The sequence below is a fragment of the Pseudomonas khavaziana genome, assembly GCF_019145205.1.
Classification (GTDB): Bacteria; Pseudomonadota; Gammaproteobacteria; order Pseudomonadales; family Pseudomonadaceae; genus Aquipseudomonas; species Aquipseudomonas khavaziana.
The window spans coordinates 21,376-46,067 of the sequence record NZ_JAHSTT010000009.1 but is presented as its reverse complement, the minus strand read 5'-3'; the positions used below and the strand labels follow the sequence as shown (position 1 = coordinate 46,067).

22 protein-coding genes are annotated in these 24,692 nt (G+C 60.4%); 8 read left to right on the top strand and 14 right to left on the bottom strand.

Going from position 1 to position 24,692, the window contains the following annotated elements; translation table 11 throughout:
- The first annotated feature begins 75 nt into the window (after nucleotides 1-75).
- Nucleotides 76-705 (top strand): DNA-3-methyladenine glycosylase I, encoded by a 630-nt coding sequence (locus tag KVH01_RS20875; protein WP_217882728.1) that lies wholly within the window; start codon nucleotides 76-78, stop codon nucleotides 703-705.
- A 526-nt stretch (nucleotides 706-1,231) separates the two neighbouring features.
- Here the strand turns inward: KVH01_RS20875 and KVH01_RS20870 are convergent.
- From KVH01_RS20870 to KVH01_RS20840, 7 genes are all read right to left on the bottom strand, one after another.
- Complete coding sequence (locus KVH01_RS20870; protein ID WP_217882727.1) at nucleotides 1,232-1,633, bottom strand: cupin domain-containing protein; 402 nt, start codon at nucleotides 1,631-1,633, stop codon at nucleotides 1,232-1,234.
- Between the two features lie 84 nt (nucleotides 1,634-1,717).
- Nucleotides 1,718-3,151 carry a MocR-like pyridoxine biosynthesis transcription factor PdxR gene (pdxR, locus tag KVH01_RS20865; RefSeq protein ID WP_043050947.1) on the bottom strand — a complete coding sequence of 478 codons (1,434 nt, stop codon included), beginning with the start codon at nucleotides 3,149-3,151 and terminating at the stop codon, nucleotides 1,718-1,720.
- A gap of 70 nt (nucleotides 3,152-3,221) precedes the next feature.
- Nucleotides 3,222-3,989 carry an SDR family oxidoreductase gene (locus tag KVH01_RS20860; protein ID WP_043050946.1) on the bottom strand — a complete coding sequence of 256 codons (768 nt, stop codon included), beginning with the start codon at nucleotides 3,987-3,989 and terminating at the stop codon, nucleotides 3,222-3,224.
- A 21-nt stretch (nucleotides 3,990-4,010) separates the two neighbouring features.
- Entirely contained in the window at nucleotides 4,011-5,078 is a 1,068-nt protein-coding gene (locus tag KVH01_RS20855; RefSeq protein ID WP_217882726.1) for a phosphotransferase family protein, read from the bottom strand.
- 129 nt (nucleotides 5,079-5,207) lie between these two features.
- Complete coding sequence (locus KVH01_RS20850; RefSeq protein ID WP_217882725.1) at nucleotides 5,208-6,161, bottom strand: 2-hydroxyacid dehydrogenase; 954 nt, start codon at nucleotides 6,159-6,161, stop codon at nucleotides 5,208-5,210.
- A gap of 172 nt (nucleotides 6,162-6,333) precedes the next feature.
- On the bottom strand, nucleotides 6,334-6,765 hold the full coding sequence (locus KVH01_RS20845) for a hypothetical protein (RefSeq protein ID WP_043050943.1): 432 nt from the start codon (nucleotides 6,763-6,765) through the stop codon (nucleotides 6,334-6,336).
- Nucleotides 6,766-6,856: 91 nt separating this feature from the next.
- On the bottom strand, nucleotides 6,857-7,357 hold the full coding sequence (locus KVH01_RS20840) for a DUF4822 domain-containing protein (RefSeq protein ID WP_217882724.1): 501 nt from the start codon (nucleotides 7,355-7,357) through the stop codon (nucleotides 6,857-6,859).
- 477 nt (nucleotides 7,358-7,834) lie between these two features.
- Between KVH01_RS20840 and KVH01_RS20835 the strand changes: the two genes are divergently transcribed.
- A complete protein-coding gene (locus KVH01_RS20835) occupies nucleotides 7,835-9,112 on the top strand; it encodes a serine/threonine transporter (RefSeq protein ID WP_005787881.1) in 1,278 nt (425 codons plus the stop codon).
- Nucleotides 9,113-9,368: 256 nt separating this feature from the next.
- On the opposite strand, the gene acnB is transcribed toward KVH01_RS20835, so the two are convergent.
- Nucleotides 9,369-11,978: a bifunctional aconitate hydratase 2/2-methylisocitrate dehydratase gene (acnB, locus tag KVH01_RS20830; RefSeq protein ID WP_043050940.1), complete on the bottom strand. Its 2,610-nt coding sequence runs from the start codon at nucleotides 11,976-11,978 to the stop codon at nucleotides 9,369-9,371.
- Nucleotides 11,979-12,374: 396 nt separating this feature from the next.
- Between acnB and KVH01_RS20825 the strand changes: the two genes are divergently transcribed.
- Nucleotides 12,375-12,845 carry a DUF1289 domain-containing protein gene (locus KVH01_RS20825; RefSeq protein ID WP_043050939.1) on the top strand — a complete coding sequence of 157 codons (471 nt, stop codon included), beginning with the start codon at nucleotides 12,375-12,377 and terminating at the stop codon, nucleotides 12,843-12,845.
- A 123-nt stretch (nucleotides 12,846-12,968) separates the two neighbouring features.
- Here the strand turns inward: KVH01_RS20825 and KVH01_RS20820 are convergent, their stop codons facing one another.
- Nucleotides 12,969-13,832: a universal stress protein gene (locus tag KVH01_RS20820; RefSeq protein WP_217882723.1), complete on the bottom strand. Its 864-nt coding sequence runs from the start codon at nucleotides 13,830-13,832 to the stop codon at nucleotides 12,969-12,971.
- 147 nt (nucleotides 13,833-13,979) lie between these two features.
- On the opposite strand from KVH01_RS20820, the gene miaE reads away from it, so the two are divergent.
- Nucleotides 13,980-14,582: a tRNA-(ms[2]io[6]A)-hydroxylase gene (gene miaE, locus KVH01_RS20815; RefSeq protein WP_217882722.1), complete on the top strand. Its 603-nt coding sequence runs from the start codon at nucleotides 13,980-13,982 to the stop codon at nucleotides 14,580-14,582.
- Here miaE and KVH01_RS20810 read toward each other — a convergent pair.
- Nucleotides 14,538-15,737: an MFS transporter gene (locus KVH01_RS20810; RefSeq protein WP_217882721.1), complete on the bottom strand. Its 1,200-nt coding sequence runs from the start codon at nucleotides 15,735-15,737 to the stop codon at nucleotides 14,538-14,540. The genes miaE and KVH01_RS20810 overlap by 45 nt on opposite strands.
- 157 nt (nucleotides 15,738-15,894) lie before the next feature.
- Between KVH01_RS20810 and KVH01_RS20805 the strand changes: the two genes are divergently transcribed.
- Together KVH01_RS20805 and KVH01_RS20800 are read left to right on the top strand one after the other, a co-directional pair.
- Nucleotides 15,895-16,602, top strand: coding sequence for a response regulator (locus KVH01_RS20805; protein WP_217882720.1), 708 nt, complete (start codon nucleotides 15,895-15,897; stop codon nucleotides 16,600-16,602).
- Nucleotides 16,603-17,880 (top strand): ATP-binding protein, encoded by a 1,278-nt coding sequence (locus KVH01_RS20800; protein ID WP_217882719.1) that lies wholly within the window; start codon nucleotides 16,603-16,605, stop codon nucleotides 17,878-17,880.
- 139 nt (nucleotides 17,881-18,019) lie between these two features.
- Here the strand turns inward: KVH01_RS20800 and KVH01_RS20795 are convergent, their stop codons facing one another.
- The 4 genes from KVH01_RS20795 to KVH01_RS20780 form a co-directional block, all read right to left on the bottom strand.
- Entirely contained in the window at nucleotides 18,020-18,811 is a 792-nt protein-coding gene (locus tag KVH01_RS20795; RefSeq protein WP_217882718.1) for a MipA/OmpV family protein, read from the bottom strand.
- A 16-nt stretch (nucleotides 18,812-18,827) separates the two neighbouring features.
- Entirely contained in the window at nucleotides 18,828-20,651 is a 1,824-nt protein-coding gene (locus KVH01_RS20790) for a serine hydrolase domain-containing protein (RefSeq protein WP_217882717.1), read from the bottom strand.
- 344 nt (nucleotides 20,652-20,995) lie between these two features.
- On the bottom strand, nucleotides 20,996-21,484 hold the full coding sequence (locus KVH01_RS20785; protein WP_043050932.1) for a GFA family protein: 489 nt from the start codon (nucleotides 21,482-21,484) through the stop codon (nucleotides 20,996-20,998).
- 33 nt (nucleotides 21,485-21,517) lie between these two features.
- Nucleotides 21,518-22,408, bottom strand: coding sequence for a LysR family transcriptional regulator (locus KVH01_RS20780; protein WP_046068375.1), 891 nt, complete (start codon nucleotides 22,406-22,408; stop codon nucleotides 21,518-21,520).
- Between the two features lie 270 nt (nucleotides 22,409-22,678).
- Here KVH01_RS20780 and KVH01_RS20775 point away from each other — a divergent pair, with 270 nt between their 5' ends.
- Both KVH01_RS20775 and KVH01_RS20770 read left to right on the top strand, forming a co-directional pair.
- Nucleotides 22,679-23,497 carry an FAS1-like dehydratase domain-containing protein gene (locus KVH01_RS20775; RefSeq protein WP_217882716.1) on the top strand — a complete coding sequence of 273 codons (819 nt, stop codon included), beginning with the start codon at nucleotides 22,679-22,681 and terminating at the stop codon, nucleotides 23,495-23,497.
- A 28-nt stretch (nucleotides 23,498-23,525) separates the two neighbouring features.
- On the top strand, nucleotides 23,526-24,689 hold the full coding sequence (locus tag KVH01_RS20770) for an acyl-CoA dehydrogenase family protein (protein ID WP_217882715.1): 1,164 nt from the start codon (nucleotides 23,526-23,528) through the stop codon (nucleotides 24,687-24,689).
- Nucleotides 24,690-24,692 lie beyond the last annotated feature (3 nt).

The following is a 24,692-nucleotide window of genomic DNA, read 5'->3' as shown; positions in this document are numbered from 1 at the left end:
AAGTCCGGTGCTTGAGCGGTTGGCGGGGTTTAAATTTTTTTGCGTATCATCCGCCCTTGGCACATGAGGTGATGGATGGACCAATCAGGATTGACCACTGACGCAGCAGGGCATCGCCATTGCACCTGGCGCAATGCTGCACCCGAATACCCGCATTACCACGACCACGAATGGGGCGTGCCGGTGGCCGATGACATCCAGTTGTACGAGAAGATCTGCCTGGAGGGCTTTCAGGCGGGGATGGCGTGGATCACCATCCTGCGCAAGCGTGAAAGCTTTCGGCAGGCGTTCGAGGGCTTTGATTTTCGTCGGGTGGCGCAATACGGCGAGGCGGATGTCGAGCGCTTGATGCGTAACCCGGGCATCGTGCGCAATCGGGCCAAGATCGTTTCCACAATCAATAATGCGCGGCGGGCTTGTGAGCTGGTAGATGAAACCGGCTCGCTGGCCCACTGGTTGTGGGCATTCGAGCCCGCCGAGCAAGAGCGCCCGGCGGTGGTGGACATTGCGTATTGGACGGCCAATCCGACCTCACCGGCTTCGGTGCGCCTGTCCAAGGCCCTGAAGAAGCGTGGCTGGACCTTTGTGGGGCCGACCACTATGTATGCGTTGATGCAGGCGATGGGGATGGTCAATGATCACTTGGAAGGTTGCGTTTGCCGCCAGCGTATCGAAGCGCTAAGACGCACGTTCAAACGCCCTTGAATCGGGCTGTAGGGGACGGTGCGACGATTCGACTTGGTCCCGTTTGCTGTCTGGCAGCTTATAGCTATCTAACTGATGGCCGCGATCCAAACGTGGGAGGGGCGGTGCGACGATTCGACTTGCTCCCGATGGCGGCCTGACGGCCAACCAGGATGTTGGATCAGACCGAGTACATATCCATTGTTTAGGTAACGGCCACTATTGGTTCCGCCCTGACGGCGGGTCACTTGGGAAAAGAGCCCCAAAGTAACCAAAGGGCTCTTGCCCCACCACTCGGCACCTCGCCCAGGCTCGGTGTGCCCGTAATCCGACATGCATTTGGGGCGGCTAAACCGGCATCCCTGCCGGTTTGCCCCCTAAATCCCTGTCGAATTCCGGCCAGCGTGGTTTAACGGGGCGCCTAAGATCAAAAGCAGATCAAGAGCGACTCGCTGCGCATCGTGGTTACGGTCGGTTGCTACAAAGTTGTGTAGATACCCGTGCTCATCGGGGGCGAGCCCCTACATTGGTTCAGTGGTGCGGCGGCTTACTGTGGCAGGGGTGTGAGCACTTCAGCCTTGTCATCCATCACCATCACCACCAGCAGTTTGGCAGGTTGGGTCTGGCTGGCGTTGCTCGACTCGAAGTGCCGCGAGCCCGCCGGTTCGTAGAACGACTCCCCGGCTTTGTAGGTGATCGCCTTCTCATCGTTGACCCGCGATGTGACTTGGCCCTCCAGCACATAGGCCACGGCAGTACCGGTGTGGCTATGGGGTACGGTGGCCTGGCCGGGGGCGTAGTCCACGGTCAGCATGAGGACTTTCTTGCCGGGCACGTTGCTCAAGGCATGCTCTTGCAGCACCTTGAGCGTTTCCTTGTTATAGGTCGGGTCGTGGGCGTGGGCGCTGAGGGACGCGAGTATCAGCGTGGTGGCGAGCAGTCGTTTCATGGTGACGGTTCCAGGTAGTTCGAGACCTCTTCACCCTACGCCGTAGCCTGCACGCTACCAATGACCAATGCGCCGGAAAAACCCTTAGCCAATCTGCTGGAGGATGTCGCGGACCTTATCCAGCGCCGGGTCGATGTCCAGGGTTTCAATGGCGCCAAAACCGATGATCAGGCCCGGGCGGGCAGGTGCGTCGTGGTAGAACACGTCCAGCGGATACAAGCCCACTTCGGCCTGGCGTGCCATTTCTATCAGCAGCGTGATATCCACCGGCACTTTGCACAACGCTGCCATATGAAAGCCGGCCACCGTGGGCACTGCTTCAAACCAGGGCGACAGATCACCGGCCAGGCGCTGCAGGATGCGTTCGCGGCGCCCGGCGTACACGCTATGACAACGGCGGATATGCTTGAGCAAATAGCCTTCGCTGATGAACTTGGCCAGTGCCCATTGCGGCAGGGTCGAACAGTGCTGGTCGGTCAGTTGCTTGGCCTTGAGCACCGCGGCATAAATCGCCGGCGGCAGCACCGCGTAGCCCAGGCGCAACTGCGGCAGCAAGGTTTTCGAGAAGGTCCCGACATAGGCCACCACGCCACGGGTGTCCATGCTTTGCAGGGAGTCGGTGGGGCGGCCTGCGTAGCGGAATTCGCTGTCGTAATCGTCTTCGATGATGATCGCGCCAAGCTCGATGGCCCGTTCCAGCAGAGCTTCGCGGCGTGGCTGGCTCATGGGCATGCCGAGGGGGAACTGGTGGGACGGGGTCACGTAGATGAGCCGGGTACCCTCGGGAATGTCCTCGACCCGGATGCCCTGGTCGTCCACCGGCACACTGGCGACGCTCGCGCCCATGGCCACGAACAGTTGGCGTGCGGGGCTGTAGCCCGGGTCTTCCATCGCCACGATACTGCCCGGCTCCAGCACCACACGGGCGATCAGGTCGAGGGCCTGCTGGGCGCCATTGGTGACCACGATGTCGCGGTCGAGGCATTTGACCCCGCGGGAGAACGCGATATGCCCGGCGATGGCACTGCGCAAGGCGGGCAAGCCCTCGGGCTGGCTGTAGAAACCGCTGTGCTGGGCGATACGACGCAGGGCGTGCTGTGTGCAGCGCCGCCATTCGTCCTGGGGGAATTGATTGCGCGTGGTGGCGCCGCCGATAAATTCGTAGCGCAGGATATTGTCGTCGGTGGGGTGGCGCATGGGTGAGGGCAGTGCCGCCCACTTGCCCAGGTTGGCGGCGCACGCCAGGTCGGTGGCGGTCTGCACGCGGTCGGGCTGTGGCGCCCAGGCATTGACGAAGGTGCCCCGGCCAATCCTGCCGACCAGCAGGCCTTCGTAAGTCAAGGTGGCGTAGGTGTCGGAGACAGTTTTGCGCGATATACCCAATTGCTCGGCGAGCAGCCGGCTGGGGGGCAGTTGTGCACCGGCCGAGAGTCGCCCGGTGGCGATGGCTTCGCGCAACTGCTGGTAAAGCTGGGCAGCCAGGTCCTTGCGGCCGGTGATGACGAGGTGCAGTTCCATGTTTCATCCTGGGACAGATCGATCTGCGCCAAGGTTACGCGCAAACCGATCCGAAGAAACCCAGGCGATGTCAGGACAGGAAGCCGCCATCCACATTCAGCGACACGCCGGTGGTGTAGCTCGACGCATCACTGGCCAGGTACAACACCGCGCCGGCCATTTCGCTGGGGGCGGCCACGCGCTTGAGCGGGATCTGGGCCAGGGCTGTTTTCAGGATCGAGTCGTTCTTGACCAGTGCCGAGGCGAACTTGGTATCAGTCAGGCCCGGCAGCAGCGCGTTGCAACGGATGCCGAACGCCGCACATTCCTTGGCGAATACCTTGGTCATGTTGATCACGGCGGCTTTGGTCACTGAATAAATGCCCTGGAACACACCCGGCGAGATGCCGTTGATCGAAGCCACGTTGATGATGCTGCCGCCGCCGTTTTCGCGCATCAGCTTGCCGGCTTCCACCGACATGAAGAAGTAGCCGCGAATGTTCACGTCAACGGTCTTCTGGAATGCACCCAGGTCTGTGTCCAGCACGTTGCAGAACTGTGGGTTGGTTGCGGCATTGTTGACCAGGATATCCAGGCGGCCGAACTGCTCGCGGATGCCGGCAAACACTTGGGCGATCTGCTCCATTTCGCCAATGTGGCAGGCAATGGCGGTGGCCTTGCCGCCGTCGGCGATGATTGCATCGGCCACGTGCTGGCAACCTTCCAGTTTGCGGCTGGAAACAATCACATGGGCGCCTTGCTGGGCCAGCAGCTTGGCGATGGCCTCGCCGATACCACGGCTGGCGCCGGAAACGAAAGCAATCTTGCCGTCAAGGTCGAACAGGTTGGTCTTGGACATGAGGGTTCCTTGTGTTTGCAATCAGAGCACGGATTTGCCGATGACATTCAGGCTCATCTGCTCAAGCAATGAGTTCATATGGATGAACTGTGCAAAGCGTTTGTCCTGGGTCTGGCCGTGGAAGAAGCGGTAGTAAATCTGCTGCACGATGCCGGCCAGGCGGAACAGGCCGTAGGTGTAATAGAAATCGAAATTGTCTATCTGGATGCCGGAGCGTTCGGCGTAGTAGTCGACGAACTGGCGGCGGGTGAGCATGCCCGGGGCGTTGCTCGGCTGGCGTCGCATCAGTTGCACCGGCGCCGGGTCGGCGGCTTCGATCCAGTAGGCGAGGGTATTGCCCAGGTCCATCAGCGGGTCGCCCAGGGTGGTCAGTTCCCAGTCCAGCACGCCGATAATCTGCATCGGGTTGTGTGGGTCGAGGATCACGTTATCGAAGCGGTAGTCGTTGTGCACGATGCTGGAGGTCGGGTGGTCGGCGGGCATTTTGTCATTGAGCCAGGCGCGCACCGTCTCCCATTTTGGCGCATCTGGGGTCAGGGCCTTTTCGTAGCGGTCGCTCCAACCGCGAATCTGTCTTGCCACATAGCCTTCGGGCTTGCCCAGGTCGGCCAGGCCGCAGGCCGCATAGTCGACCTGATGCAGTTCGACGAACTTGTCGATAAAGCTTTTGCACAAGGCTTCGGTCCTGGTCGCGTCCAGCCCCAGTTCGGCCGGCAGGTCGGAACGCAGGATGATACCGTTGACCCGTTCCATCACATAGAACTCGGCGCCGATCACTGACTCATCGGTGCAGTGCACGTAAGCCTTGGGGCAGTACGGGAAGCCATCCTTGAGTTGATTGAGAATGCGGTATTCGCGGCCCATGTCGTGGGCGGACTTGGCCTTGTGGCCAAACGGTGGGCGGCGTAGCACGAACTCCTGGCCCGGGTATTCCAGCAGGTAGGTCAGGTTTGACGCACCGCCTGGGAATTGGCTGATCTTGAGCGTTCCCTGCAAGCCTGGGATATGAGCCTTGAGGTAGGGATCGATCAGGCTGGCATCAAGCTCTTCGCCGGGGCGAATCTGGGTCGATTGGTCGTTCAGCGCCATGCTTATCCCTTCTGCTTATTCTAAAGGCCTTGGACTATTTCCTAATCTAATGCGCACCACCGCCCAGCGACAAGGTCGGGGCGGTTTAATAGGTTAGCGTGTTGAAGGGTGATCAGCGTGCCTGATTGGTCATTTTGCGGGCGCTGGCAACGTGACCGGCGTCAGGACCGGGCGACCGGCAAAGTGTTCCACCAGGTTGTCGGCCACCCGCTGCACTGTGTCGTGGGTCGCTTCCGGTGACAGGCCGGCCACGTGGGAGGTGAGCACGGTATTGCTCAGGCGCTTGAGGGCGTCCGGCACCTTGGGCTCATCGTCGAATACATCCAGCGCGGCGCCGCCGATACGCCGTTGTTCCAGCGCCGCCACCAGGTCGGCGGTCACCACCACGCTGCCTCGGCCGATATTGACCAGATAGCCATTAGGGCCCAACGCATCCAGGGCGTGTTTATCGATCAGGTGTCGCGTGCTGGCTCCGCCGGGCGTGGCCAGGATAAGGAAATCCGCAGTGCGAGCCAGTTCCACTGCAGTTGAGCAGTAGGTGTAATCCACGTCATCGCGGGGCTGACGGTTGTGGTAACTCACCTCCATGCCGAAGCCGAGGGCGGCACGCTTGGCGATTTCCATGCCCACCGCGCCCAGGCCGAGGATCCCCAATTGCTTGCCTGCCAGGGAAGGGCGCATGACCTTCGGCCATTCACTGCGCCGCACGGCTGCATCGGTCTGGGGAATGCCGCGCACCAGTGACAGCAGCAATGCCATGGCATGGTCGGCCACCGAGGGCGCGTTGACCCCGGCGCCGTTGGTCACCACGATCCCACGGTTGCTCGCCGCCTGCAGGTCTACATGCTCGTAGCCGGCACCGATCACGCAGATGATCTCCAGCAACGGCAACGCGGCGATTTCCTCGGCGTACAGCCCCAGCGGCCCGCGGGTCAGTACGGCCTTGATCTGCCCTGCGTGGGCCTTGATCGCCTGCGCCCGCTCTGCGGGCGTCGGCGCCAGGATCACGTGAAAGTCGTTGCTCTCGATGATTTGCAGGTATTCGTTGATGGTTTCAACCAGGACCAGGACAGTGTTGGGCATGGGGCAGCTCTTACTGTGGGGTTCGATCCTGGGATTATGCGGGATTTTTGTGGCACTAAAACCGCGTCGCCAAAAGAATGTTTGCCTGGTTGAATGGGGGGGCGTGCCGCTGGCGCCGACCCGGCTGGCAGCACAGGTAATAGCGCCTCGGTACCCAGGAGGCGCTGACAGGTTATTTGCTTTCTCGCGCTTTCTTTTGTGCTGCCTGGAAGATTTCCCGGTAGTCGTAGCTAGGAAAGAATTCCGTTTTGTAAGGACCCCAGGCAGTATTTTCCAGCGCCAGGTTTACAGCCGCCAGTCGCGACGCCGGTAAGCGCAGCACGATAACGTGGCCGATGCCCATGGTGATATTCCAGCTGACAATCTCTACCCCTGCAGGAGGAAATGTCTTGAAGAAATCCTGCTTTTCAAGTTGAGCCCTTAGTTCCCCCAGTGGGCGTGATTGATCATGTTTCAGGAATACAGTCAGCATTAGTGCATTGTCGGGCGTGACCACGGTCTCTTTGACTGCAACAGGTGCAGGGGCTTGGGCACTCACGCCGGTAGAAATAAAGGCCGATGCAACTACCGTGGAAATCAATAGTGATTTGAGTGGGTTTTTCACAGGAGAATGTCTTCTTGTTGGTGTTTTATGAGTGCGTCAGTCAATAATCAATGCGAGGCAGCATCAATTCAGTCATTAGCGTTGGAAATCATCAGTGGGTTCTGGTGGTTTTTATCGGACCTTTATACGGGGCGTGCACGACATAGATCCTGACGTTTTCATTGGTTTCTACCATGTCGCGAGGTACGACGCGGGAATAGGTGAACTCCTCGTTGTTGAGTGCTTCCAGGCGTCTCACGATGGACCTGTGCGGACCTTTGTCGGGCACGAGGATATGGGTCTTCCTGTCGCCTGTGACGAGGAAATAACCGCCACCACCCTGTTCATACTTCGACAGCCCGGTGTCGGGGTAGAAGAACTCGTAGCGGTTGCGATTGGGGTCCCACATCGAAATACCCACTACGCCCGGGTACTTGTCCTTGACGTCAACGTCGGCGGCGCCTTCTATATAAACTTTTGTCGTCAGCCATTGAGGTGACGTGCCCAGTGCGTGGCTGTCGGGAAGTTCGGTTGTTTGTTGTGCCTGACTCACGAGTGGATTAAGCAGTCCGGCGAGAAGAGCGGCGGTGAAGAGCAACTTGCGTTTTTGCATGGCAATTGACCTGGCAAAGTATGGATGTGGTGGTGTTGACGGCTTGGTGGTCTGGAATATAAGCGTGATAACTTGGTCGCTCAATGCTCGGGAAAATCCTTGTAACAAAAGCTTGAATTAATAATAAAAAACATATTAAAAAATATTATTTCAATGCGTTGTTAGTAGGTTTTTTCTTACAGCTTTTTTAGGTGATTAAAGTTTAAATATTTTTTCTAGAGCGTCGCGTCGATCAGTATCTGGTTAATAGAGTCAACTATGCCAATGCCTGTGCTGGCAGCTGTTTAATTGCGCTGAATGGTCAGTGTCGAGGCCACTGCGCACTTGGCCCATGCGCGCGGAAGCCTGACCATTCCTCAGCTAAGTCTTTGCTTATTCAAGAGAATCCCGGACAATCCGGCCCTAGTTATGGCTAGGGCGCTGCCTGTCAGGTTTTTCTGACTCGTCCTGGCCGTGTGAATGCGGAGATCCGACCGGATGAATGATCAGGCCAATAGCGTCGACGAACGCTATGCAACGACACCTGCAACCCTCACAAGCTGGAGCCGCCAGGACACGACCTGGATGCTCGGGCTGTTCGGTACCGCCATTGGCGCCGGTACTTTGTTCTTGCCGATCAACGCCGGCCTGGGGGGCTTCTGGCCGCTGGTGATCCTGGCGCTGCTGGCTTTCCCGATGACATTCTTTGCCCACCGTGGGTTGACCCGTTTCGTGCTGTCGGGCCGTGAAGGCTCGGATATCACCGATGTGGTCGAAGAGCATTTCGGTATCAAGGCCGGTGCGCTGATCACGTTGCTGTACTTCTTTGCAATCTTCCCGATCCTGCTGATCTACAGCGTGGCCCTGACCAATACCGTCAGCAGTTTCATGGAGCATCAGCTGCACATCATGCCGCCACCCCGGGCGATCCTGGCGTTCGTGCTGATCCTCGGCTTGCTGGCCGTGGTGCGTTGCGGCGAGCAGGTGATCGTCAAGGCCATGAGCCTGATGGTGTATCCGTTTATCGTCGCCTTGCTGTTCCTGGCCGTGTACCTGGTGCCGCACTGGAACGGCGGCATTCTCAGCACCGCCAGCGAAGTGCCGGCCCCTTCGGCGTTGCTCAACACGCTGTGGCTGGCAATTCCGGTGATGGTGTTCTCGTTCAATCATTCGCCGATCATCTCGGCTTTTGCGGTGGACCAGAAACGCCAGTACGGCGCACATGCCGAGGAGCGCAGCTCGCAGATCCTGTCCCGCGCGCACCTGCTGATGGTGGCGATGGTGCTGTTCTTCGTGTTCAGTTGCGTGCTGACCCTGTCGCCCGCGCAGTTGGCCGAGGCGAAAGCGCAGAACTTGTCGATCCTGTCGTACCTGGCTAACCACTTTGACAACCCGACCATTGCTTTTGCCGCGCCATTGATTGCATTCGTGGCGATTGCCAAGTCGTTCCTGGGCCACTACATCGGTGCCAGCGAGGGCCTCAAGGGCCTGGTGGTCAAGACTGGCCGCCGCCCGGCACCGAAGACTCTGGACCGCATGACCGCCGCGTTCATGCTGGTGGTGTGCTGGATCGTCGCCACGCTCAACCCGAGCATCCTCGGCATGATCGAGACCCTGGGTGGGCCGGTGATTGCGTCGATCCTGTTCCTGATGCCGATGTACGCGATCCGCAAGGTGCCGGCCATGGCCAAGTACCGTGGGCAGGCTTCGAATGTGTTTGTTACGGCAGTCGGCTTGGTTGCCATTACGGCATTGGTGTATTCGCTGGTTGCTTGAGTTCTGACACTGCCTTCAAGCACTGTGGAGAACCACGTGTAGGAGAGGGCAGCTCTGATGCCAGTCTGTAGGAGCGAGCTTGCTCGCGAAAAACGTCAACGATAACGCGCGCTTCCTGAAGAAACGCGGCGCCGCTGAGTTTTTCGCGAGCAAGCTCGCTCCTACATTTGTTTTGTGTTGGTCGTAAAGGGTAATTGCGGGCATAAAAAACGCCGCGTATCTTGCGATACGCGGCGTCTTTCACATCAACACACCGTTAAGCTTGAATCACCGGGATGTTGGCGCTTGCTGCGATCTTGCGGAACTCAGCGATCTGGTCGAAGTTCAGGTAGCGGTAGACGTCACTGGCCATGGTGTCCAGTTTCGCTGCGTAGCCCATGTACTCTTCAACGGTCGGCAGGCGACCCAGGGTAGAGGCCACGGCCGCCAGCTCAGCCGACGCCAGGTAGACGTTGGCACCATCACCCAGGCGGTTCGGGAAGTTACGGGTTGAAGTCGACACCACGGTCGAATTCGGCTCTACCCGTGCCTGGTTACCCATGCACAGCGAGCAGCCCGGCATTTCCATGCGTGCGCCAGCCTTGCCGTAGATGCCGTAGTAGCCTTCTTCGGTCAGTTGGTGCGCGTCCATCTTGGTCGGCGGCGACAGCCACAGGCGGGTTGGCAGCTGGCCCTTGACCTGCTCCAGCAACTTGCCCGCAGCACGGAAGTGACCGATGTTGGTCATGCACGAACCGATGAACACTTCGTCGATCTTCTCGCCGGCAACGCTGGACAGCAGACGGGCGTCGTCCGGGTCGTTTGGTGCGCAGAGGATCGGCTCGTTGATTTCGGCCAGGTCGATCTCGATGATTTCGGCGTATTCGGCGTCGGCGTCGGCTTCCATCAGCTCCGGGTTGGCAACCCAGGCTTCCATCGCTTGGGCGCGACGTTCCAGGGTGCGTGCATCGCCGTAGCCTTCGCCGATCATCCAGCGCAGCAGGGTGATGTTGGAGTTCAGGTACTCGGTGACCGAATCCTTGGACAGCTTGATGGTGCAGCCGGCAGCCGAACGTTCGGCCGAGGCGTCGGACAGCTCGAAAGCCTGTTCCAGCGTCAGGTCGTTCAGGCCTTCGATTTCCAGGATGCGCCCGGAGAAGGCGTTCTTCTTGCCTTTCTTCTCTACGGTCAGCAGGCCAGCCTGGATCGCGTAGTAAGGAATGGCATGTACCAGGTCACGCAGGGTGATGCCAGGTTTCATCTTGCCTTTGAAGCGCACCAGGATCGATTCCGGCATGTCCAGTGGCATCACGCCAGTGGCGGCGGCAAATGCTACCAGGCCAGAACCTGCCGGGAACGAGATGCCCATCGGGAAACGGGTGTGGGAGTCGCCACCGGTACCGACGGTGTCCGGCAGCAGCATGCGGTTCAGCCAGCTGTGGATGATGCCGTCGCCTGGACGCAGCGATACACCGCCACGGGTCATGATGAAGTCAGGCAGGGTGTGGTGGGTGGTCACGTCGATCGGCTTTGGATAGGCCGCAGTGTGGCAGAACGACTGCATCACCAGGTCGGTCGAGAAGCCCAGGCACGCCAGGTCCTTGAGTTCATCACGGGTCATGGGACCAGTGGTGTCCTGGGAGCCCACGGTGGTCATCTTCGGCTCGCAGTAGGTGCCAGGACGAACGCCTTTGCCTTCTGGCAGGCCGCACGCCTTGCCGACCATCTTCTGTGCCAGGGTGAAGCCCTTGCCGGTGTCGACAGGCGCTTCGGGCAGCTTGAACAGGTCGGTAGGGCCCAGGCCAAGTTCGGCACGGGCCTTGTCGGTCAGGCCACGACCGATGATCAGCGGGATACGGCCGCCGGCGCGGACTTCGTCCAACAGCACCGGGGTCTTCATTTCGAAGGTGGTCAGGACTTCATCGGTGCCGTGCTTGCAGACTTTGCCAGCATGAGGGTACAGGTCGATCACGTCGCCCATGTTCATGTTGGTCACGTCGAATTCGATCGGCAGTGCGCCGGCGTCTTCCATGGTGTTGTAGAAGATCGGAGCGATCTTGCTGCCGAAGCAGAAACCGCCGGCACGCTTGTTCGGCACGTAAGGCACGTCGTCGCCGAAGAACCACAGTACCGAGTTGGTTGCCGACTTGCGCGACGAACCGGTACCGACCACGTCGCCAACGTAGGCGATCGGGAAGCCTTGGCCGCGCATCTCTTCGATCTGCTTCATCGGGCCGGTCTTGCCTTGCTCGTCCGGCACGATGCCTTCACGGGCCATTTTCAGCATGGCCAGGGCGTGCAACGGAATATCAGGGCGGGACCAGGCGTCAGGCGCAGGGGACAGGTCGTCGGTGTTGGTCTCGCCGGTAACCTTGAACACGCGCAGGCTGATCTTGTCGGCCAGGGTAGGGCGGTTGCGGAACCACTCGCCGTCAGCCCAGGACTGGATCACGCCTTTGGCATGCTCGTTGCCATTGCGGGCTTTTTCAGCCACGTCGTGGAACGCATCGAACATCAGCAGGGTGTGCTTGAGCTGGGCGGCCGCGACGGGCGCCAGGGTGGCGTCGTCCAGCAGCTCGACCAACGTCACGATGTTGTAGCCGCCTTGCATGGTGCCGAGCAGTTCAACAGCGCGTTTCTTGTCGATCAGGGGGGAACTGGCTTCGCCCTTGGCCAGGGCAGACAGGAAACCGGCCTTGACGTAGGCGGCTTCGTCAACGCCCGGTGGAATGCGGTTGGTGATCAGGTCAACGAGGAATTCTTCTTCGCCAGCCGGAGGATTTTTCAGCAGCTCGACCAGGCCTGCGGTTTGTTCGGCGTTAAGCGGCTGGGGAACGATACCCAGGGCGGCACGCTCTTCGATATGTTTGCGGTAGGCTTCAAGCACAGTTATTACCCTCATCAGTGGTCCCACGGGACGCTCATCCAGGAATGAACGGCACGCATGCGCTCGGGGGCTTTTTGAGCCGCAAAGCCAGCGCTGCCGTCATTCCTTTACAGAAGCTGCTTTCAAAGTTTTACGCCTGCAGAACGGAGCTGATGAGGGTTGGCGCGGGTTCTGACCTACCGGGTCGAGCCCGCGCCAACACCGTTCTGAAGGAACGACTGTGCTCGTGACGCTTTGAAAACAGCTTCCAGCGGATTATTGGCGCCTTACAAGGCCGGGTGATTCTACGGCAAAAAAAATCTAAAGGTAAGTTGCCTGGCCAAGTTTGCTGGGTGATCAACCTTAGACAAAGGGCTAACATGGCGCACTGTTTCGCTGATTTGCGTGTTGTTGACCATGCCCAACCAAACCATCAAGACCCCCTGCGTCGGCCTGTGCTCCACGGTCTACGGCGATCTCGTGTGCCGTGGCTGCAAGCGCTTCCACCACGAAGTGATCCAGTGGAACGGCTATAACGAAGAGGAAAAACGCGCAGTCTGGCGCAGGCTTGAGCAACTGCTGGTGCAGGTCATGGCCGGCAAAGTGGAGGTCTTCGACCCCAAGACCCTGCGCGGGCAGTTGGAGCAACGCAAGATTCGCTTTGTGCCGCACCAGTCCGAGTACTGCTGGGCCTACCAGCTGATTGCGCGCGGGGCGCGGGTGATCAACAACCTGGAGGCGTATGGCATGGTGCTGTTGCCGGAGTTTCGCGATTGGCCCTTGCCGGACCTGCGCGATGCCATTGATCGGGAGTTCTTTATCTTGTCCGAGGCGCATTACCAGCGCTATATCGCCCCGGCGTTCCTGAAAGACTCGCTATATACCTGACAGCGTGCATCCAAATGTGGGAGGGGGCTTGCTCCCGATAGCAGTGTGTCAGTCAGCCCATCCTTCGCTGACCCACCGCAATCGGGAGCAAGCCCCCTCCCATATTTTGCCCTCTATTGTGCTTCAGGGCTTGGTTGCCAGTTCTTGCAGGTGATCCATCAACTCCTGCGGCTTGAGCACCAACACATCGCTTTGCACCGCATCCAGCACCACCTCGGCCGTATTGCCAATCAACGCCCCGGAAATCCCGGTGCGCGCCACGGTGCCGATGATGGTCACTGCCGCTTGCAACTGATGGGCGATGTGCGGGATCAGCACATCGGCGGGGCCTTCCTTGATATGCAGGTGCCTTTCGTCCACGTCGAACTCAGCCTGGAACGCCCGGCACTGCTCGCGATAGCGCGCCTCGATGGTTTCCTTGAGCTGGAAGGTCGGGTCCGCCGCCGACAGCATCGGCGATGGGTGGGCGCTGATCACATGCAGCTGCGCCTTGGCCAGGCTTGCGATATCAAAGCCGTGGTCGATGATCGAATTGTGCAGCGAGCGGTGTTCGCCGTCGGTGTTGCCCACATCGATGGCTGCCAGAATCACTCCGCCGGCCCATGGCGTGGCGGTCTTGACCAGCAGTACCGGCGTCGGGCAATAGCGCAGCAGCTTCCAGTCCGCCGGCGTCAGCAGGGCCTTTTTCAGCGGGCTGTCGGGGAAGTGTTGCTTGATCACCAGGCCGCAGCCCTCGGATTGCTGCACACCGATGATGGTTTCATGCAGGCTGTCGTTCCAGGCCTGTTCGGTGGAGACGCTGTAGCCGTCGTTCCTTAAACCTTCCTTGAGCACGCTCAACAGTGCCGAATGCTCGTGGTTCTTGTCGCAGACCAGCAGGTGCAAGTGTGCGTCGGTCACCCCGGCGATCAGCTTGGCGCGCTTGAGGGCCAGGCTTTCCGAATGCTCGGGCTCGATGACCACCAGGATGCTGCGGATGGCTTGCATGATCAGGATCTCCAGGAAGGGGCATGCAACAACTATAGTTGCTGCCCGCCAGACGTCATGTTGATACACATCAAGGCCAGTGGCTGGTGGTCTGCGACGGGGTCGGTATAATCGGCGACCTTTTGTGATCCTTTGCCCGTGAGCCCGATGAACCTGCCCGAAATCCATGAATTCCTCGGCTGCCGCACCCCTGACGCCTGGGTGCAGGCTGCCCTGGCCGATCAGGATACCCTGCTGATCGACCACAAGAACTGCGAATTCAAAGCGGCCAGCACCGCCCTGAGCCTGATGGCCAAGTATCACGCCCACGTTGACCTGATCAACATGATGTCGCGCCTGGCCCGCGAAGAGCTGGTGCACCATGAGCAAGTCATGCGCCTGATGAAAAAGCGCAAGGTCGAGCTGCGCCAACTGCATGCCGGCCGTTATGCGTCGGGCTTGCGCAAGGTGGTGCGCAGCCATGAGCCGGTCAAGCTGGTGGACACCCTGGTGGTCGGCGCTTTTATCGAAGCACGCAGTTGCGAGCGTTTCGAAGCGTTGGTGCCGCACCTGGACGAAGAACTCGCCAAGTTCTACTTCGGCCTGCTGAAAAGCGAGGCGCGGCACTTCCAGGGCTACTTGAAGCTGGCATACCAGTATGGCGATGCCAAGGACATCGCCCTGGTTATCGAGCGGGTGAGGGCGGCCGAGCAGGAGCTGATCGAATCACCCGACATCGAATTCCGCTTTCACAGTGGCGTGCCAGCCTGAGGCCACGGCCACACCGAGCAAGGCGGTGATGCCGGCCAGCAGCAGGATCACCGTTCGCATGCCCAGGGGCGCTGCCAGCACGGCAATCATCAGGCCCGCCAATGGCTGGGCCAGGTTGTTGAGCAAGGTGATTACACCCACCGTCTTGCCGAAATCCTGGACTGGAATGACCCGTTGACGGGTGCTGCGCAGGTACACGTTGAACATCTTGTCGAAGCCGGTCACCAGCAGGAACCCCACGGCGTAGACCCACACGCCGGGACTGATCGCGGTGATCAGCGCGCCGACGGCAATCATCGAATACGACAGCCCGCCCATCACCTTCAGCGGCAATGATGAGCGCGCCAGATAAAACAGAATCACGATGGTGACCAGCGCGCCGGCGGCTTGCAGCAGGGCGTAGGCATCCTTGTCGGCGGCGTAATGGCCGGTGACCATCGCGGCCGAAGTGGCCAGCGTCACCCCGACAATCAGGTTCACGCCGACCGCCAGGGTGATGATACGCTTCAACTCCACCCGGCTGCGGATGTGGCCGAACGCGGTGCGCAGGGGTTGCAGCCAGATACCCGGGTGCTGCTCATGGACCTGCAGGGTTACCGTGGTGTTGCGCTGCCAGGTCAGCATGGCCAGGTCTGCCAGCACAAACAGTGCGGCGACACCCAGCACTACCCAAGGCCACGCCCAGACTTCCAGCATCAGCGCTGCCAGCAATGGCCCGAGCACCAGCCCGCTCTGGTCGGCGATCTGTGAGTAGGACAAGGTCTTGGCATAGGTGTAATGCTGGAAGACATGTGGCATTACCACTTCGCGCGCCATAATGCCCTGGGTGGTCAATACCCCGCACACGGCGGACAGGATCACCAACCAATGGATACCGTCAAACAACCCGTAAAGCGCCACCGCCACCACACAGGCCAATGCCCGGTACACCTGGCTGATATGCAGGATGCGCACCGCTGAAAACCTGTCGCAGAGCGCCCCGCACACCGGAAACGCCAGGTAGCGAGGCAGCGACTCGACAAAAAACGCCAGGCCTGCCCATGACACGCTATTGGTAGTCTGGAACACGATCAGCGGCACGATGAACAACAGGATCTGGTCGCCCAACCGTGACAGGAACAGCGAAACGAAGAACGCCAGGTAATCCTTGCGCATGGAACTCCCTGTGAATGACGTAAAAGATTGCAGGTTATTTGTTAAAAACTCTTAAAAGCATGAAGCTTCGTCGGCACGTACTGGCCAGCGGCTTCTGTTGGCCAGCTTGCCACCTATAATGCCCACACTTCAATCCGCCTATCCACACTGAGAATTTATGGAAAACCTGGGTCTGGGCAAGGTCCTGCTCGTCGAGGACGATGAGAAGCTGGCAGGGCTGATCGCACATTTTCTATCGCAACATGGTTTTGAGGTACGGGAGGTCCACCGGGGTGATAAAGCCCTGGCGGCGTTCATTGAGTTCAAGCCGAAGATTGTAGTGCTCGACTTGATGCTGCCGGGCCAGAGCGGGTTGCATGTATGCCGCGAGATTCGCAATGTGTCGGATACGCCCATCGTGATCCTCACCGCCAAGGAAGATGACCTGGACCATATCCTCGGCCTTGAGTCCGGCGCTGACGATTACGTGATCAAGCCGATCAAACCTCCGGTATTGCTGGCGCGTTTGCGCGCCTTGCAACGCCGACAAGTGCCCGAACCCACGGTACGCGGTGCCCTGGAGTTCGGCCGCTTGTCGATTGATCGCAGTTGCCGGGTGGTCAGCCTGGGGGGCGAGAACATCGACCTCACCACCATGGAGTTCGAGCTGCTGTGGTTGCTGGCCAGCAGCTCGGGCAAGATTCTTTCGCGCGATGACATTCTCAATCGCATGCGCGGTATTGCCTTCGACGGCCTCAACCGCAGCGTCGACGTCTATATCAGCAAATTGCGCGGCAAGCTCAACGACAACCCACGCGAGCCGGTGTGCATCAAGACCATTTGGGGCAAGGGCTACCTGTTCAATCCGTTCGCGTGGGAGGCCTAGATGCTGCGCTTGTATCTGCGCCTCTATGTCATTCTTGCGCTCGGCCTGGCCGGGTCGATCTGGCTGGTCAACTACGGCCTGGACGCGTACATACCCGAGTCCAACGAGACCTATAACCGTGAAGCCCTGCGCGGCCCGGCCTGGGCTTTGGTGGAGCAACTGCGGCCGGTGCAGGGTGAAGCGCGCCAGGCACGCCTGGACGAGCTGCAACCGCATTATGGCTTACGCCTGCAACTGGTGCCGCGCGACGCCCAGCACCTGAGCGAGCGCGAGCAGAAGCTCCTGGCCAATGACCAGGTGGTGGTGCGCGAAGACTTCATGAAGTTCCTGGCGCCTATCGACGGCGGCCCGCAATTGCTCGAGATCCAACTGCCGGAAGAGCCCAAATGGCTGTACCTGTGGGCCTATGGGTTCCTCGGCGTGAGTCTGGCCATCGTCCTGTATTTCTGGGTGCGCCCGCACTGGCGCGACCTGGAACACATCCGCCTGGCCGCGCAACGCTTTGGTGACAACGACCTTGGTTCGCGCATCCTGTTGCCGCGTCGTTCCACCGTGCGCGAACTGGCCGGGCACTTCAACCAGATGGCCGAGCGCATCGAAAGCCTGATCGCCAACCAGCGCGAACTGACCAATGCCGTCTCCCATGAATTGCGCACACCGATTGCGCGTTTGTCGTTCGAGCTCGATCAGCTCAGGCAGCAAAGTGATCCACGCCAGAGCCGTGAGCTGATCAGCGATATGTATTCCGACCTCGGCGAGCTGGAGGAAATGGTCTCCGAGCTGTTGACCTATGCCAGCCTGGAGCGCGGCGCCAGCCAGGTGACCCGCGAGAATATCGAGGCCCACAGCTGGCTCGACAGCGTCATCGGCAGCGTGGCCCTGGAGGCCGAGGCGGAAGGGGTGCAGTTGTCACTGCGCACCTGTGAGGTCGACTTTATCCGGATCGAGCCACGCTTTATGGCGCGCGCAGTAATCAACCTGTTGCGCAACGCCATTCGCTATGCCGACCGCCGTGTGGAAGTGTCGCTGGTCAAGTTCGGCAGCGGTTACGAAGTGCGGGTCAATGACGACGGCCCGGGTGTGCCGCTGGAGGGGCGCACCAAGATCTTTGAACCCTTCCTGCGCCTTGACAGCAGCCGCGACCGCCGCACCGGTGGGTTTGGCCTGGGGCTGGCGCTGGTCAAGCGCGTGAGCCAATGGCATGGCGGGCAGGTGGAAGTGCTGGATTCGGAGTGGGGCGGGGCCTCATTCCGGATGACCTGGGCGTATGCCGAGTAACACTTCTTGAATACTGCGCAGGCCAAATGTGGGAGGGGGCTTGCTCCCGATAGCGGTGTATCAGTGACAGGTGTCTAGCTGACCCACCGCTATCGGGAGCAAGCCCCCTCCCACATTTTGATTGGGTTACCAACTTGAATCAGAAGGTGTATTCCACCATCCCCATTACCGATGTCTGCAAGCGCCGCTCCACAATCGGGCTCTTGCCCGCTTTATCCGCCAGGTACTGCACATCCAGCAAGGTGGAGAACTGAGTGTGCTCGTTGATCGGCAAGCTCCACACCAGGTTCATGCCATTGCTGATATTGCCGCCTGCGGCCTTGTATTCCTTGAAGCGGCTGCGTGCGGCCTGGCCGGTGGTCACGCCATACCAGGTCTGCAGGTAGTCGCGGTCGCCGAAGTGGCTGTTGAGGCTGGCATCGACGGAACCGAAGCGGCCCTCATACAGGTTGGTGCCCAGGCTCAGCTCCAGGTGGGTGTAGGCCTTGCCGGTATCTTTGTGGTCATCTTCCTTGAGCGCATGTTCCAGGGTGGCGCCGATAATCACGCCGCCGAGGTTATACGCCGCGCTCCCCCCCAGTTGCGGGCGTGACTTGATCTCGCCCATGCCTTTGAGGCGTTTGGAGCCGGCATGCATGCTTTGGTTTTTATCTTTACGAGAATCGCTTGCACCGACGTAGGCGCTGAGGCTCAAGGCATTGCCTTCATAGCCCCAGCCCAGGCCCGTGTCGGTGTCGAGGAAGATGCCCCAGGGGCTGACGATTTTGCCGCCCAGCACGGGAGCTGTCATGCGTTCGTCACTGCCGCTGTAGCGCGGCGCATTGGCCACGCCGGCATTGAGACTGTATTGCCAGTCTTCGGCCAGGGCCGTGCCGGCAGTGGCCAGCAGGCACAAGAAGGTGAATGACAGGCACAGGTTCTTTGGGTACATCAGGGGATGCTCCTGGTTAGAAATTCAGGGGGGTGTGGGGGGAATGCGTACGTTTGAAGGAGTAGCCCGAAGCACTCAGGCCGTTGATCTGGCGGCTGACGGTGTCGCCCAGGCCGTAGCCGCTGCCGGCCAACACCGCATGGGCGTTGTCCACGGGCAGCAGGATGTAGTCGGTCAACGGTTCGTCATGCAATTGGCCGCGGATCACCAGGAAACCTTCTTCCAGGCGCACACTGATGCCGCTCAATGGTGCGTCGGGTTCGTGGGTGTTAAGCACCTGATAGGTGCCGATGGTGTCGGCCCAAGCCGTAGACAAAGGCGGCGCCTCAATGCGCTCGCCAATGGCGATGCGCTGGCCGTGGCTGCGCGCGGTGAGTATCTGCCGGCCTTCTACTTTCACCACATCAAGCTGGATGCGGCCCAGGTCGCCCAGGTCCTTGAGCCAGAAACCGAGTACCTTTTTCTGCGCACGCAGCCAGCCTTGGTCATCGCGCAATAGCTCGAAATCATAACCGGCCAGTTCACCGAACAAGCGCTCATGGTCATCCTTGATGCGGAACACTCCCCAGGCGGTCGCGTAGAACCCGCCCAGGCGTTTGCGGTCAACGGCTGCCGGTACCTGACGCAGTTTGAGGCCGTGGCTGGGGGCCTGGCAGTCGTCGGCGCAGACGGGGTTGCCGGTCTGGGCCTCAAGCATCAGGCGCAGGCTGTCGGTGGACAGCGACATCACCATCTCTTCGGCATTGCTGTCGTTGGCCATGATGATCACGGCCAGTTGCTGGTCCGGCAGCAGGGTCAATTGCGCGGCGAAATCGTCACCGCCACCGCTGTGCTGATAGGTACGCACGCCCGGACCAATCGGCTCGTCACCGCAGGGCGCCAGGAACCAGCCCAGGCCCATCTGGCAGTCGAAATCCAGGGCGTTGCCGGTGTTCTGCTGGGTGAACATCGTGTCAATCGATGTGCTGTCCAGCACCTGGTTGCCTTTGTAGCTGCCCTTGGCGAACAGCATCTGCACATAGTGGCTCAGATCCTTGGGGCTGGCCCACAGGCCGCCGGCGGCGAGGTCGCGCACCTGCGCATCGGTGCTCGCGTTGCCGTCTTCATAGCCCAGGGCGCGAAAGCTCAAGTGCGCGCCGGTGCCGAGGAAACTGGACTGGTTCATCTGCAAGGGTTTGAACAGGCTGCTTTGCAGTTGGGCTTCGAAACTTTTGCCGCTGCTGCGTTCGATGGCGGCGCCCACCAGTGAATAACCGAGGTTGGAATAAGCCACCTGGGAACCTGGCAGGCTGCTCAGCCACACGCCCGACACGCGCATCGGCATCTGCCCCATGGCGTAGGTGCTGCGCAGGTCGCGCAGGTGTTCGCTGGGCAAGCCGGACTGATGGCTGAGCAAACGCCGCAAGGTGATCGCGTGATCGGCTTCGGCCTGGTCGCTATGAAAGCGTGAGCGTACGTAGAATTCGCGCAGGGTATGCTGGATCGGCGCATCCAGTGCCAGGCGTTGTTGCTCCACCAGTTGCATCGCTGCGGTGGCGGTGAGCAGTTTGGAAATGCCGCCGGCACGAAACGCCGTGTTGGGCGTGACCGGCACGCCCTGGGCCTTGTCGGCCAAGCCAAAGCCACGGGCCCAGATCAGTTCCTGCCCATTGACCAGGGCAATCGACAAGCCAGCTACATTTTCCCGCGCCATGTCCTTGGGAATGCGGGCTTGCAGGTAACGGATGATCGCGCCGTAATCGCCTTTTTGAATCGTCGGCGGGGCAGGTGGCTGCGAGTGGCAACCGATACTGCCCAGCAGGCAACCCAACAGCGGAATACCGCGCAATCTGCGAAACATGGAAGAGCACCCGAGTGGTATTTGGATGCTCGAATGCTAGGGCGGCGCTGGCCAACAATCTTTGAGTGCTTTGTCGGGAAACTGTCAAAGACTGTTAACGGTTACTGCTCCACATTACTTGAGTATGGCGCAACACCTGTGGGAGGGGGCTTGCCCTAATGCCAGTCAGTTAAGCGGTCATCGCCTTCTGTAGGAGCGAGCTTGCTCGCGTAAAACGTCAACGATAACGCGTGTTTGCTGAATGAACGCGGCGCCTGTAAGTTTTTCGCGAGCAAGCTCGCTCCTACAAAAGAGCCTTAACTGACTGGCATTAGGGCTTGCCCTCCCACATTTTCAAACCTCTATTAACCCACAAGCCCCAAACGCTCATGCCAATCGGCAATCGATTCATCAGGGTATTCATCGAACCGCAAGTCACCCTTGCGCACACTGACCTCCACCCACGGCGCCTTGGAGCCCAGCATCAAGTGCGTGTGTTCCGGCGGCACCGGCAGCGGCGTGTCGATGGCCGAGGCAAACGGGTGGATCAGTTCCGGCCACTGCGGGCTGAACAGCCACAGGCCGCTGCCGCACCGGGAGCAGAAATGCCGCTCGGCGCTGCTCGCATGGGCACGGCTGGCGCCCTCGGGCTTGAGCTTGGCGTGGTAGATGGAAATCTGTTTGCGCCCGCGTACCTTCAAGCTCTTGGCGTCACCGCCCAGGTTGATCGCGTATCCGCCGCCGCCCTGGGTCTTGCGGCAGATCGAGCAGTAGCAGCGCTGGTAAGGGTAGGGGTGGGCGCTGGTCAGGCTGAATGTCACAGCGCCACAATGGCAGGATCCTTCGAGTTGCATGGGGCGTCTCCTCTGGCAAGGTGACGTTCAAGCTTAGGCGTTTTCCGGCATCAAGGTAGCGATCAGTGCGCGAATGGTCCCCGGCAGCGCCTCCAATTCGCGCACCAGGATGCTGCGTTCGCGAATTGCCCAGGGCTCGTCCAGCTTCACGGTCACCAACTGCATGGTGCGGCTGTGGCGCAGGGCGGCGGACTCGGGAATGATGCCGATGCCCACTCCGGCCTCGACCATCCGGCAGATCGCTTCGAAGCTCGAGACCTGGATGCGCAGCGACAACTGCTTGCCCAGGCGCTCGACGTGTTCGCGCAAAAAGCTCAATAGCGTGCTGCCTTCATGCAGGCCGATATGCTGGTATGCCAGGGTCTGCTCCAGGGTGACCGACGGCTGGTCTGCCAGGGGATGCCCGACCGGCACCATCAGCACCAGTTCATCGGTGCTGAAATGCAGCACTTGCAAACCCGACGCTTCTACGGGGCCGGCAATGATGCCCATGTCACTGGTGCCATCGAGCACGCCGCGTACGATATCCCGGGACAGGCGCTCCTGCAGGTCAACGGTCACCCCCGGCCGCTGGGACAAAAAGCCCGCCAGCACTTCCGGCAAGAACTCGGTGACCGCCGTGGTGTTGGCGAAGATGCGGATATGCCCGGCCGAATCCACGCCGTATTGGGTGAACTCGCTTTTCAGGTAATCGACCTGGCGCATGATCAACCGGGCGTGGTGCAACAGGCGTTCGCCTGCCGGGGTGATCTCCACCCCACGGCTGTCGCGGTACAACAGGCGGGTGTCGAGCTGGCCTTCCAGGGCCTTGATTCGCGCACTGGCGGCGGCCGGCGAGAGGAAAGCCCGCTTGGCGCCCTGGGTCAGGCTGGGGGATTCGGCGATATGGATAAACAGGCGCAGGTCGGCGAGATCAAAATGCATAAAAACTCCGGATAGGAACACCAACCTCATCACCATGAAAATCCAAGGTGGGAGGGGGCTTGCTCCCGATAGCGGTGTATCAGCTAGCACATTGGGTACTGACCCACCGCCATCGGGAGCAAGCCCCCTCCCACATTGGGGATGCGGCGTTTTTTTGTAAGTTGGCGTTCAGCATAACCGAACGCTGGATTATTGAAATGCAAATTCTCAGAACGGCCAGGCCCTTGCATGATCGGCAGCAGATACCCACTGCCTGAGGATCTGCACCCGATGAGTGCCACTGATTGGATCGGCCGAAGTGAAACCGCCCACGACCACCTGAGCCATAACCTGCTCAAGCGTATCGCCGCTACGTTGGGGGAAAGCGTGCCTGCCGAGGGCGAAGCCGTTGCGCCACTTTGGCAATGGTGCTTCTTCCAGGACCCACTGCCGGAATCGGCCTTGGGCAGCGACGGTCATCCGGCCCGCGGCGGCTTCCTGCCGCCGGCCGATAATCGCAATCGCATGTGGGCCGGTGGGCGTATCGAATTCCTGCACCCGCTGCGTGCCGGCGAGGCGGCCGCCCGTGTGTCGACCATCACCCAGGTCGAAGAAAAGGCCGGGCGCACCGGCGCGTTGCTGTTTGTCACCGTGCGCCATGACTACTCCCAGGACGGTCGTCTGGCGATCCGCGAGGAACAGGACATCGTTTACCGCGAACCCACACCGCCCAAGACCGGCAGTGGCGATGCCCTGGCCCAGGGCGAATGGACGGAGACGGTCGAGCCGACGCCCACCTTGTTGTTCCGCTACAGCGCCGTGACCTTCAACGGCCACCGCATCCACTACGACTACCCCTATGTCACCGGTACCGAAGGTTATGCCGGCCTGGTGGTGCATGGCCCGCTGATCGCCACCTTGAACCTGCGGGCGTTCTGCCGGGCGCATCCCGACGCGACGCTGCGTCGTTTCAGCTATCGCGGCGTACGCCCATTGATTGCGCCGCAACCGTTTGAGGTGGGCGGGCGCATCTGCGCACCCGGGGTCGCAGAACTCTGGGCCGGCAATGCCGAAGGCCTGGCGCAGACCGCCCAGGTGCATTTCGAATAATCCAAGAACAACAGGCGGAGAGCCGTTAATGAACCCCCATGACAATGAAGAACTCAATGCCATCCGCGAAGGCGTGCGCGCCTTGTGCGCCGAGTTCGATGCCGCCTACTGGCGCAGTATCGATGAACAAAAGGGCTTTCCCGAAGCCTTCGTCAAGGCGCTGACCGACGCCGGTTGGCTGTCGGCGATGATTCCCGAGGCGTACGGCGGCTCCGGCCTGGGGCTGGCCGAAGCCTCGGTGATCCTCGAGGAGGTCAACCGCTGCGGCGGCAATTCCGGCACCGTGCACGGCCAGATGTACAACATGTTCACCCTGTTGCGTCACGGCAGTGAGGCGCAGAAACGCTTCTACCTGCCCAAGCTGGCCAGCGGTGAGCTGCGCCTGCAGTCGATGGGCGTCACCGAGCCGACCACCGGCACCGACACCACCAAGATCAAGACCACCGCGATCAAACGTGGCGACAAATACGTGATCAACGGTCAGAAAGTCTGGATCTCGCGGGTGCAGCACTCCGACCTGATGATCCTGCTGGCGCGCACCACGCCCTTGGCCGAGGTGAAGAAAAAGTCCGAAGGCATGTCGATCTTCCTGGTCGACCTGCGCGACGCCATCGGTAACGGCCTGACCGTGCAGCCCATCGCCAATATGGTCAACCACGAGACCAACGAGCTGTTCTTCGACAACCTCGAGTTGCCCGCTGACAGCCTGATTGGCGAGGAGGGCAAGGGCTTCAAGTACATCCTCGATGGCCTGAATGCCGAGCGCACCCTGATCGCCGCCGAATGCATCGGTGACGGTCGTTGGTTTATCGAAAAGGCCAGCGCCTACGCCCGCGACCGCGTGGTGTTTGGCCGGCCCATCGGCCAGAACCAGGGCGTGCAGTTCCCGATTGCCGAGGCCCATATCGAGATCGAAGCGGCCGACCTGATGCGCTGGCGCGCCTGTGAGGAATACGACAGCGGCAAGCACGCCGGGGCCAGCGCCAACATGGCCAAGTACCTGGCGGCCAAGGCGTCCTGGGAAGCGGCCAACGCCTGCCTGCAAACCCACGGCGGTTTTGGCTTTGCCTGCGAATACGACGTGGAGCGCAAATTCCGCGAGACCCGCCTGTACCAGGTGGCGCCGATCTCCACCAACCTGATCCTGTCCTACGTGGCCGAGCATTTGCTCGAACTGCCACGTAGCTTCTGAGGG